Source organism: Tenacibaculum sp., from assembly GCF_050290165.1.
GTDB lineage: Bacteria > Bacteroidota > Bacteroidia > Flavobacteriales > Flavobacteriaceae > Polaribacter.
The window spans coordinates 1-12,027 of record NZ_JBNKHD010000016.1 but is presented as its reverse complement, the minus strand read 5'-3'; the positions used below and the strand labels follow the sequence as shown (position 1 = coordinate 12,027).

At 33.1% G+C, this 12,027-nt stretch carries 11 protein-coding genes; 7 read left to right on the top strand and 4 right to left on the bottom strand.

Going from position 1 to position 12,027, the window contains the following annotated elements; translation table 11 throughout:
• The first annotated feature begins 1 nt into the window (after position 1).
• Positions 2-721, top strand: a complete 720-nt coding sequence (gene ric, locus ACQY6M_RS14130) for an iron-sulfur cluster repair di-iron protein (RefSeq protein WP_428741171.1) — start codon at positions 2-4, stop codon at positions 719-721.
• A 100-nt stretch (positions 722-821) separates the two neighbouring features.
• Here ric and nadB read toward each other — a convergent pair whose 3' ends face one another.
• The 4 genes from nadB to ACQY6M_RS14110 form a co-directional block, all read right to left on the bottom strand.
• On the bottom strand, positions 822-2,405 hold the full coding sequence (nadB, locus tag ACQY6M_RS14125; RefSeq protein ID WP_428741172.1) for an L-aspartate oxidase: 1,584 nt from the start codon (positions 2,403-2,405) through the stop codon (positions 822-824).
• Position 2,406: 1 nt separating this feature from the next.
• A complete protein-coding gene (gene nadA, locus ACQY6M_RS14120; protein WP_428741173.1) occupies positions 2,407-3,333 on the bottom strand; it encodes a quinolinate synthase NadA in 927 nt (308 codons plus the stop codon).
• 174 nt (positions 3,334-3,507) lie between these two features.
• Positions 3,508-4,773 (bottom strand): acetyl-CoA hydrolase/transferase family protein, encoded by a 1,266-nt coding sequence (locus ACQY6M_RS14115; protein ID WP_428741183.1) that lies wholly within the window; start codon positions 4,771-4,773, stop codon positions 3,508-3,510.
• A 91-nt stretch (positions 4,774-4,864) separates the two neighbouring features.
• Positions 4,865-5,215, bottom strand: coding sequence for a winged helix-turn-helix domain-containing protein (locus ACQY6M_RS14110; protein WP_428741174.1), 351 nt, complete (start codon positions 5,213-5,215; stop codon positions 4,865-4,867).
• 200 nt (positions 5,216-5,415) lie between these two features.
• Here ACQY6M_RS14110 and ACQY6M_RS14105 point away from each other — a divergent pair, with 200 nt between their 5' ends.
• Genes ACQY6M_RS14105 through dsrP form a run of 6 tightly spaced genes read left to right on the top strand, consistent with a single transcriptional unit; the run spans position 5,416 to position 11,742 of the window.
• Positions 5,416-5,730 carry a hypothetical protein gene (locus ACQY6M_RS14105; protein WP_428744966.1) on the top strand — a complete coding sequence of 105 codons (315 nt, stop codon included), beginning with the start codon at positions 5,416-5,418 and terminating at the stop codon, positions 5,728-5,730.
• A 45-nt stretch (positions 5,731-5,775) separates the two neighbouring features.
• Positions 5,776-8,061, top strand: coding sequence for a molybdopterin-dependent oxidoreductase (locus ACQY6M_RS14100; protein WP_428741176.1), 2,286 nt, complete (start codon positions 5,776-5,778; stop codon positions 8,059-8,061).
• Between the two features lie 3 nt (positions 8,062-8,064).
• Entirely contained in the window at positions 8,065-8,754 is a 690-nt protein-coding gene (locus ACQY6M_RS14095) for a nitrate reductase cytochrome c-type subunit (protein ID WP_428741177.1), read from the top strand.
• Positions 8,754-9,380, top strand: a complete 627-nt coding sequence (locus ACQY6M_RS14090; RefSeq protein WP_428741178.1) for a cytochrome c3 family protein — start codon at positions 8,754-8,756, stop codon at positions 9,378-9,380. The genes ACQY6M_RS14095 and ACQY6M_RS14090 overlap by 1 nt, the downstream gene beginning before the upstream one ends.
• Before the next feature lie 6 nt (positions 9,381-9,386).
• The gene (locus ACQY6M_RS14085) at positions 9,387-10,514 is read left to right on the top strand and encodes a 4Fe-4S dicluster domain-containing protein (RefSeq protein WP_428741179.1); all 1,128 of its coding nucleotides are present in this window, start codon (positions 9,387-9,389) and stop codon (positions 10,512-10,514) included.
• Between the two features lie 10 nt (positions 10,515-10,524).
• Positions 10,525-11,742, top strand: a complete 1,218-nt coding sequence (gene dsrP / locus ACQY6M_RS14080; protein ID WP_428741180.1) for a sulfate reduction electron transfer complex DsrMKJOP subunit DsrP — start codon at positions 10,525-10,527, stop codon at positions 11,740-11,742.
• The last annotated feature ends 285 nt before the right edge of the window (positions 11,743-12,027 follow it).

The window sequence follows — 12,027 nt, the reverse complement described above, 5'->3', positions numbered from 1 at the left end:
CATGGTAATATCAGAAAACAAAACAGTCGCGGAATATGTAACTGAGAACATTAAAACAGCACACATATTTAAAAAATACGGAATTGATTTTTGTTGTGGTGGAGGAATAACCGTTGAAAGAGCTTGTGAAAAAAACAAGGTGAATCAGTCAGATTTAGAAAAAGAACTTGCTGAAGTTGATGTTATAAAAGATATTATTGAAGATTATGATAAATGGGAATTAGACTTTTTAATGATTTATATTGAAAATGTTCATCATATGTACATAAGAGAAAGCTTACCTATTATATCACAATACGTTAATAAAGTAGCAAAAGTACATGGGCATCATTATCCTGAAGTGATAGAAATTAATCAATTATTTCATGAAGTTGCAAACGAGCTTATAGCCCATTTACAAAAAGAAGAGCAAATCCTTTTTCCCTACATAAAACAGCTTGTACAAGCAAAAAAAGAAGGAACTAATAAGGTGACTCCTCCTTTTGGAACCGTAAACAACCCTATAAAAATGATGGAGTATGAACACGATAGTGCAGGTAATATCTTTAAGCAAATAGCTAAATTGAGTAATAATTACACTCCACCTGAAGGGGCTTGTAATACGTTTAGAGCATTATATGCTAAATTAGAGGAATTTGAACAAGATTTACATACACATATACATCTTGAAAATAACATTTTACATCCTAAAGCTATTTTACTAGAAAAGAACATTTTATAATTGATGTTATAATAGAAAACAGCGTAATAAAACTTCTAAAATAATTATAAATAAGAAAGTTTTATTGCGCTGTTTTTTTTAATACTTCTTTTATCAGTTGTTACAAATAACTATTAACTACAATATCGCAGTACTTATTATCAATATTAAAATAGCCTCCTTTATTTTCTCTTCGCTCTAAGGATTGATTAATAATTAAATGCGCTACATTTATCATATTTCGTAATTCACAAAGAGCTGTATTTACTTTAGAAGTTTTGTATAACCCTTCCACTTCTTGGTATATAATATCGAGTTTTATTTTGGCTTCTTGCAATTCATTATTACTGCGAACTATACCTACATAATTTCTCATAAGCGATTGTAACTCTTCTAAGTTATATTGTATTAATATATCTCTATTGGGCACCTCTGTCCCATTGTCAATCCATTCGGGAATTTTTACCTCATGACTTACTGCAGGATTACTTGTTAAGTATTTAAAAATGTTATGTGAATATACCAACGCTTCTAAAAGAGAATTAGAAGCCAACCTATTAGCACCATGTAACCCCGTTCTTGAACATTCACCACAAGAAAACAAGTGATTAATACTTGTTCTTCCATAAATATCAACCTCAATTCCACCACATACATAATGTGATGCTGGTACTACAGGAATCCAATCTTTACTAATATCAATTTGTAAGTCCTTACATTTTTGATAAATATTAGGAAAATGCTTTTTAAACTCTGTGATGTTTAAATGGGTGCAATCTAAAAATACGTGTGTATCTCCATATTTTTTTAGCTCTTTATCAATACTTTGCGATACAATGTCTCTAGATGCCAATTCAGCTCTTTCATCATAATCAAACATAAACCTATCCCCTTGTTTGTTTCGCAAATAAGCTCCAAAACCTCTAACAGCTTCAGAGATTAGAAATAAAGAGGCTCCTTCTTCATTGTGTAATGCTGTTGGGTGAAATTGTATAAACTCCATATCTCTTATACGAGCTTTAGCTCTGTATGCCATGGCAATTCCATCTCCTGTAGCAATTACTGGGTTCGTAGTATGTCCGTAAACCTTACCTATGCCTCCTGAGGCCAATAAAGTATTTGTTGCTTGTATGGTACTGATTGTATCATTCTTTTCATTCAATACATACGCTCCATAACATGCTAACTCTTTCTCTTTAACTGCTTTTACATGATGTTGTGTAATTAAATCTATAACAAAATGATGCGATAATACTGTTATATTTTCTAGTTGTTGTATACGCCTTAGTAATGTTTGTTCTATCTCGTACCCAGTAATATCTTTATGATGTACCACCCGATGTTCTGAGTGCCCTCCTTCCTTCCCTAAATCATAGTTTCCATTAAGATTTGTATCAAAATTAGCTCCCCAATACACCAACTCCTGTAACCTTTTTGGACCATCTTTTACCACCATCTTTACAACAGCTTTATCACAAAGCCCATCACCAGCAATTAACGTATCCTGAATGTGTTTTTGAAAAGAATCTTCACAATTATCAATCACCACAGCTACACCTCCTTGTGCATACTTGGTATTCGATTCATCTTTATCTCCTTTTGTTACAATCAGTATCTTTTTGTTGGGAAAATGTTCAGCAATTTTAATTGCAAAAGTTAAACCAGCTACTCCTGAGCCAATAACTAAATAATCCGTAGTAATCATTTTAATTAGAAAGTTCTAGCATTCGTTCAATAGGAATCAAAGCTCTTTTACGTATTTTCTCTGGTACTTCTATCTGTGGAGCTTCATTTAACAGACAATTATATAACTTTTGTATCGTATTTACTTTCATATACGCACATTCACTACAGGCACAAGTATTATCATCTTTAGCTGGAGCTGGAATCAACTCTGTATTCGGAACTTCTTGTTGCATTTTATGTAAAATTCCTGCCTCGGTAGCCACTATAAATTTTTCATCTGTATGCTCTTTAACATAGTTAATCATTCCTGCTGTGGAACCAACATAAGTAGCTGTTTTTAAAATATGTTCTTCTGATTCTGGGTGTGCTATAATTTTATAATCAGGATATTTTTTATGCAATTGAATTAGTTTTTCTATCGAAAAAGCTTCATGTACCACACAGCTTCCGTCCCAAAGCACCATATCTCTTCCTGTTTTTTGCATGATATACTTTCCTAAATTTCTATCAGGAGCAAAAATAATTGGGATTTCTTCTGGAATAGATTCCACTATTTTTAATGCATTTGACGAAGTACAAACTATATCAGTTAACGCTTTTACCTCTGCACTACAATTAACATAGGTTATAACTGTATGATCTGGATATGCTTTTATAAATTCCTCAAACGCTTCTGACGGACACGATTCTGCTAAAGAACACCCGGCGGTTACATCGGGTAATAATACTTTTTTAGTAGGATTTAAGATTTTAGCGGTTTCAGCCATAAAATGAACACCTGCAAAAACAATTATATCAGCATCCGTTTCTGCTGCCTTTTGAGATAAACCTAAACTATCTCCTACATAATCTGCTATTTCTTGTATCGCTGGCTCTTGATAATAGTGTGCCAATATAACAGCATTTTTTTCCTTTTTTAGTCTTTGTATCTCCTCTATAATGTCCATCTGTTTTTATTTTTAACAGCAACAAAAATAACGTTGAGTATATAAGGAAAATATGATTTAAATCATCTTTATTCCCCTATTTATAGGACAGTTTATAAAACATAAAAGCCTCATATGACATACAAAGAGGCTTTTAAAAAAGTGAAACTATATAGTTTCTATAACCAACCTAAACTAATGAAATCTTTTATAAGCTTCTTTTTCTAATTCTTCTCTAAAATTAGGATGTGCTATGGATATTAAAGCTTTTGCTCGTTGTTTTAAACTTTTACCGAATAAGTTTACAACCCCATATTCAGTTGCAACATAGTGTACATGAGCTCTGGTAGTAGTTACCCCTGCTCCTTGTTTTAAAAACGGGGTTATTTTAGAAATTCCTTTTGTTGTAATTGAAGGCATTGCAATAATAGCTTTCCCTTCTTTAGAAAGGGACGCTCCTCTGATAAAATCCATTTGACCTCCTACACCCGAATACTGATATTGCCCTATAGTATCAGCACAAACCTGACCAGTAATATCAATTTCAATCGCACTATTAATAGCAGTAACTTTCGGATTTAATTTTATAATTGAAGTATCATTTGTATATCCTGCTTCTTTAAAATGTACTATTGGATTGTCATCTATAAAATCATATAATTGTTTAGAACCAACAGCAAAACAAGTTACTATTTTTCCTGTTTTTATTTCTTTTTCTTCTCCTGTAATAATACCTTGTTCAACTAGCGGAAGAATTCCATCAGAAAACATTTCTGTATGAATTCCTAAACGTTTATGATTTGTCAAATTGTGTAAAACTGCATTAGGTATATTCCCTATTCCCATTTGCAAAGTGGCACCATTATCTATTAATTCTGCAACATGCTTACCTATTTTTGATTCAATTTCAGAAGGAGTTCCTGAAATAGATTCATGTATAGGAGTATTAACTTCTACAGCATAATCTATACGACTCATATGTATAATACCATCTCCATGCGTTCTTGGTACATTTGGATTTACTAAAGCAATCACTTTTTTTGCGGTTAAAATAGCAGGAAGCGTAATATCTACCGAAGTACCTAATGAACAATACCCATGTTTATCTGGAGGAGATACTTGAATAAAAGCTACATCTAACGGATAAATATTTCTTCTGAATAGCCAATGAATCTCACTTAAAAATATGGGTACATAATCACCATTATTGGTATTAACTCCTTTTCTAACATTATCCCCCACAAAACAACTTACCAGTTTAAACGATTTGCTATAAGGCTCTTCTAAATACTTGGCTTTACCATGAGTATGAATTTGTATAATTTCAACATTTGATAACTCTTGATAACAATCACACAAACTATCAATCAATAAATTAGGAGTCATCGCTGCTCCTTGAAAAAATATTTTATTATTAGATTGTACTGAAGCTACTGCTTCTTCAGCAGTAACAATTTGCATTCTTTTTGCCATAAATTCTCTTACTTTAAAACACAAAGGTCTTTAGAAAATCAAGCTTAATGAATGACAAAAGTCATGTTATAATATTAAGTTAGTCTGCTTGTAAAAAGGCAGCGTGTTTTTCAAGTTGTTTATCTAAATACTTCCAGCAATTTTCATTTATATTATCAAAAACCAATATAAGTTTTTCTCCATAAGGTGTTAACATAGTGCCTCCACCTCCACTACCTCCAGTAGTTTTAACCACGACTGGTTGTTTAGCATTATTATTGACTGAATCAATCAAATTCCATGCTTTCTTATACGACATTTTTAACTCTTTAGCCGACTTAGATAGCGATTGAGTTTTTCCTATCGATTTCAACAATTGTATTCTTCCTTCTCCTAAAAACACTTTATCATTAGCCTCTATCCAAATTCTACTTTTAATGTTATATAACATAAACTTATAATTAATTTAAGTACTAAAATTAAACGTTACCCTATTCTTAATTTATGAGGCTAATCATAAACTTACAACTTATTTATATCGAAAATAAATAAGGCTCATACTCTAAATGTAAAAAAGACTTTAAAGTCTTTAATTATCTGATTTCGAGCATAAATCGTTATTTACACAAAAACATAACGTATTGAAAAACCATGAGTTATGATAAATATCATGTTTCTTATATTGATATATTTATTAATTTGTTAAAGATTAAATACCACTATTTTATGCCTATAAAAAGTTATTTAGCCCATCCGCATGATGGCAAAAAAGAAGAGCTTATCCAAGCACTTTCTAACCTTAATCATTGTGATGTTATCCCTGCAGAAAACAAAGATGTTTTAGTACTTATTACAGAAACAGAAACTAACGCAGAAGAAGATATTTTAAAACAGAAACTAGAAACCATAAGTAGCTTAAAACTATTGGCTATGGTTTCAGGATTTAATACACCTAAAAAGAATTAGCCCATGTACACTTCAACAACAAACAGAAGAAATTTTATAAAAAAGATGGCAGTATTATCTGCTATGACAGCTGCCGCTACCATGTTTCCTGGAATTATGTTTGCTGGAGAACAAGAAAAAAACTTACCTAAAGGAGGAAATTTAGACTGGAAAAAAGCTCCCTGTAGATTTTGTGGTGTAGGATGCGGAGTTTTAGTTGGGATTGAAAACGGAAAAGCTGTCGCTGTAAAAGGAGACCCAAAATCGCCAGTTAACAAAGGACTATGCTGTGTTAAAGGATATCATTCAGTAATGGCAATGTACGGTAAAGACCGTTTAACAAAACCTCTAGTTAAAAAGAATGGTAAATATGTAGAAACCTCAATGAAAGAAGCTTTAGACTTAATCGCTTCTAAAATGAAGGAAACCATTAAAGACTACGGGAAAGATGCAGTATCTATTTATGGGTCAGGGCAATGGACTATTCCTGACGGATACGTAGCTTCAAAACTTTTTAAAGGATGCATAGGTACTAATAATGTTGAGGCCAATGCTCGTTTATGTATGGCTAGTGCTGTAACTGGTTTCTTAACTTCTTTCGGAATTGACGAACCTATGGGATGTTATGAAGATATCGATCATGCTGATGTGTTTGTCTTATGGGGAAACAATATGGCTGAGATGCACCCTGTGCTATTTTCTAGATTGTTAGATCAACGCCTAAAAAGAGGTGTGAAAATTATTGATTTTGCCACTCGTACAACACGTACTAGTATGGCTGCAGATAAATCTATTTTATTTTTACCTCAAACCGATTTAGCAGTTGCCAACGCAATATGTTATGAAATAATAAAGAATGGTTGGGTTAACAAATCATTTATTGAAAAACACTGTAATTTCAGTAAAGGACTAACTAATATGGGGTATGGTCTAGAAGATAAATACAAGTTTAAAGACAAACCTGAAAAAATTAGTTTTCAAGACTATAAAAAATTCTTAGATGATTACACACCAGAAAAAGTTGAAAAAATTTCAGGAGTTTCAGCAAAAGATATCAAGTACATGGCTTCATATTATGGTAATCCTAATAAAAAAGTGATGTCTCTTTGGTGTATGGGTCCCAATCAGCATAGTAGAGGTACCTGGATGAATAATTTAATTTATAACATTCACTTATTAACTGGAAAAATATCTACACCGGGAAATAGTCCTTTCTCTTTAACGGGGCAACCTTCTGCCTGTGGGACTGTAAGGGAAGTAGGAACCTTAACTCATAAATTACCTCATGGTGTGGTTACAAATAAAGAACATCGTGAATTTGCTGCAAAAATTTGGAATGTTCCTGTGGAAAATATAGATCCTAAACCAACGTATCATACAGTTGAAATGTTTAGAGCTTTAGATAGAGGAGATATTCGTTTTATGTGGATTCAAGTAACCAACCCAATGGTAACCATGCCTAAATTAAAACGCTATAGAGATGGAGCTAAGAAAGAAGGGCGCTTTATTGTGGTTTCTGATATCTATCCTACTCCAACTACTGATATCGCCGATGTAATTTTACCTTCTGCTATGTGGATTGAACGTGAGGGTATGTATGGAAATTCAGAAAGAAGAACCCAATATTTTGAACAAATGGTGCAACCTCCTGGTGAAGCTATGAGCGATACTTGGCAATTGATAGAAGTAGCGAAAAGATTAGGGTATGAAAAGCAATTCTACTATGATGAGGGTACACATATTGAAGAAATTTATGCAGAATATCGTAAACATCACGATAATAAAAAGCACAATATGGCTCCATTAGAAGTACTTAAAGAAAATCCTGGAATGCAATGGCCATACGTAGAAGGAAAGTCAACACAATGGCGATTTAATTCAAAATACGATCCTGCTTGTTCTAATGGAGAAGATTTTCATTTTTATGGGAAACCTGACGGAAAAGCTGTGATTTGGCAACGACCATATGAACCAGCTGCTGAAGAGCCTGATGCAGAATATCCATATTGGTTAAATACAGGTCGTGTAGTGGAACATTGGCATACTGGTTCTATGACAAGGCGCATCCCTGTATTACACAAAGCTATGCCTCATTCGTATGTAGAACTAAACCCAGAAGATGCTAAACGAATGCAAATAAAAAATGGAGATAAAGTAAAACTAACAACACGTAGAGGTGAAATAGTTTTACCAGCATCTGTAAATCAAAGAGGTGTACCTGCGCCTATGCAAGTATTTGTTCCTTTCTTTGATGAAAACATGCTCATTAATGATATTACGTTAGACTCCTTCTGTCCTATTTCTAAGGAGCCTGATTATAAAAAATGTGCCGTTAAAGTAGAAAAAGCATAAATTATGAGGAAACGTTTAGGTATCATATCATTATTTATAATCTTATGCATTGCATTTATTGCTATTTGGAATTATAGTTATTATCAAGGACAGGAGGAAGCTTATATTCCTATTGAAAATAACCGCCCCATACCTATAATCCCTTCTGAAACAGGTGTCTTTCAACGTTCAGAGTTTGCCTTAGATTATGCTAACATGCCTATTGATGAAAACCATCAACGAAGCATGAAAACGTATTACGATAATAGAGCTTTTTATGGAGCTCCTCCTAGTATTCCTCACGAAGTTACTAGTGAGCGTAGTATGGGAGAAAATACTTGTTTAAAGTGCCATGAAAATGGTGGCTATGTAGATAAATTTGAAGCATATGCTCCGGTAACACCGCATCCAGAAATGGTAAACTGCCGCCAATGTCATGTGCCTCAAAAAACACAAACCTTATTTAAAGAAACTAACTTTAAAAGAGGGACTATTCCAACTGTAGGAATCAATAATGCTTTAGCTGGTAGTCCTCCTGTAATTCCACATCAATTACAATTACGAGAAAATTGTTTGGCTTGTCATGCAGGACCAAGTGCTCCTAAAGAAATTAGAGTTACACACCCAGAGCGAGTGAATTGTCGCCAATGTCATATTCCTAATAATAAAGTAACTGAAGATATTGGAAGTTTTATCCGAAAAATTGAAAACTAATGAATTACTATCAGCATATAAAACTAATAAGCTACTTCTTTTTGATCTCTTTTTTAATTGTTTCTTGTAAACATAAAGAAGATGAGTATCATAGCATTACAGATAAAATAGAAGCAGAAAGTAAAAACTATCATGGTATTTCTATTTCTTCAGAAAAATATCTTGAAGGTATCAAAACCGTTGAAGTTATCGAGAATGGTCAAACTTTTTTAATTCCTGAAAGAAAAGGAGAAATTAAATCCTATGCCTGTACCGAATGTCATAACAAACCGCTACACCAAATGCAAAATGACGACAAAAAAAAGGCACATTGGAATATCAAAATAAATCATGCTGATGAAAACACCATGAACTGTACAACCTGTCATGATGGTAATAATACTGATAATTTAAGAAGTCTTACAAACAACTCTATTGACTTTAACATGAGTTATAAATTATGCAGTCAATGCCATCAAAACCAGTATAAAGATTGGACAGGAGGTGCCCATGGTAAACGTATTAAAAGTTGGGCCTCTCCTAGAGCTTCGATGACATGTGTAAACTGTCACAACCCTCATTCTCCAAGCTTCGATACTAAATGGCCAGCGCGATTTAATACTCAGAAAATTAAAGAACGAAAATAATCAGGCATGAATAATAAAAATAAAAAGTGGTTTACACTCAACTTAAACAGTAGGCATAAACAAACATCTGGTTCTTGTGGATGTGGTAAAACTTCTGGAGGGTGTGATTCTCATAATTCAAAAAACGAATTATCTGAAAATGAATTCTTTGAAGCTGCTGTAGATGCTAGTATTGGTGAAGAAAAATATAAAGATGGATTTGATCAAGTATTTGATGTAAAAATGGATCGTAGATCTGCCTTTAAAAAACTAACTGCTAGCTTACTTATTGGTGCAGGAGCTATGTCTTCTTGTACTAGTATCACTTCTAGCGATGAATCAAAAGAAAAAGCGCAGATAGATTGGGAAGAACAGTTTAAAGGGAACTATAAACTTATGACCAATGAAGAAAAAGAAGCTACTGTTAATAGATTAGTCCGTTCCTATCAATTACGTACAGGAAAAACTATAAATATGTCTTCTAAAAATGCTGAAGAAGATGTTCTTTTTGGATATGCATTTAACATATCTAAATGTCAAGGTTATATGGATTGTGTAAGTGCTTGTGTAAAAGAAAATAACCAAGACCGTAATTCGCAAATGCAATACATCAGAATTCATGAAATGAAAGACGGAAAAGGTTTTAATTTCAATGAGGCAGATGATAATTATTACCACGAAGTACCAGCTGAAGGGCACTTTTATATGGGAACACAATGTTTTCATTGTGATAATCCGCCATGTGTAGAGGTATGTCCTGTACAAGCAACTTGGAGAGAAAAAGATGGATTGGTTGTAGTAGACTATGATTGGTGTGTAGGTTGTCGTTATTGTATGGCTGCATGTCCATATGATGGAAGGCGCTTCAACTGGAGTAAACCAGAAGTTCCTGAAGAAGAAATTAACAAAAATCAACATTATTTAGGAAACCGAATGCGTAAAAAAGGAGTTATGGAAAAATGTACTTTTTGCGTACAGCGCTCTAGGGCTGGTAAAAATCCAGCATGTGTAGAAGCCTGCCCTACAGGTGCTCGTATTTTTGGAAACCTATTAGATCCTAATAGTACCATTCGTTGGGTATTAGAAAATAAAAAAGTATTCAGATTAAAAGAAGATTTAGGTACCGAACCAAAATTCTGGTACTTTATGGATTAAAACGTATACGATGAGAAGACTTAAAGTTTTTACCAGTTTAGTTAAAGACAGCTTAGATATTATCACCAAAGGTTCAAAAAAATATCATCTGTGGATGGCTTTTTTAACTCTGATAATGTTAATTGGAATGTACTGTTATTCTATTCAACTAGAACACGGTTTAAGTGTAACGGGTATGACCGATAGAGTAAGTTGGGGATTGTATATATCCAATTTCACCTTTTTAGTTGGAGTTGCTGCTGCTGCCGTTATGTTAGTAATGCCCACCTATGTTTTAAAAGATATAGATTTTCAGCAAGCTGTTTTAATAGGTGAAGGATTAGCCGTTGCTGCCTTAATTATGTGTTTAGCATTTGTGATAGCTGATATGGGAGGCCCTTCTGTATTATGGCATATGATACCCGGTTTTGGAGTTTTTAACTTTCCTAATTCAATGCTTACTTGGGATGTTATTGTGTTAAATGGCTACCTTTTTTTGAATATTAGCATACCTTTTTATATACTTTTTAGGCATTATCAAGGAAAAGAATCTAAAAAAAATGTTTACGTACCTGGTGCACTCTTATCAGTATTTTGGGCTGTAGGAATTCACTTAGTAACAGCATTTCTTTACCAAGGTTTACAAGCACGTCCTTTCTGGAATAATGCACTTTTAGGGCCTAGATTTTTAGCTTCAGCATTCGCAGCGGGCCCTGCATTAATTATTCTAGTTCTTGCTATTATTAGAACGTTTACCGACTTTAAAATAGAAGATAAAACAATTAAGAAAATTGCCTTAGTAGTTACTGTAGCTGCTCAAATTAATATAATTATGTTAGTTTCTGAATTGTTTAAAGAGTTTTATGCCCCGACACATCACAGTGAAAGTGCCTATTATTTATTTTTTGGATTGGATGGTAAAACAGCCTTATTACCTTGGATATGGACAGCTATTTCTTTAAATATATTAGCAACGGTTATGTTAACCTTCCATAAATTGAGAAACAATCTCAAAGTACTGTATTTTTCTTGTTTCATATTATTTATTGCAATTTGGATAGAAAAAGGTTTTGGATTAATTGTTCCTGGATTCATTCCTGGTCCTTATGGCAAAATTGCTGAATATACTCCTACTAGTATTGAAATTGGAGTAACTTTAGGTATTTGGGCATTGGGAGCAATAATTTTCACTATGTTAGCTAGAACAGCTATTGCTATTGAAACAGGTAAATTGAGATATAAGAAATAGACAACTACTATATTATATTGTAAAACTACAAAAACTTGTACGACAAGTCTTTTGTAGTTTTTTTATGCTTCCTTTTTAATACATCTTCTCTATTATAAAGTAATTATCTTCTATAATTAGTAGTAACTTTAAAGTAAAACTATGTATAAAGCTTATACTCTCTCATTAGCTGAAGAGTATGGTAAACACTTTAAACGTGTTGTATCAATGTATTCTTAACTATTAAGTAGCTCTTAAAATTCTGTAGCTAAAAGAAGATTAAAACCTACGATGAGACATCTCTGA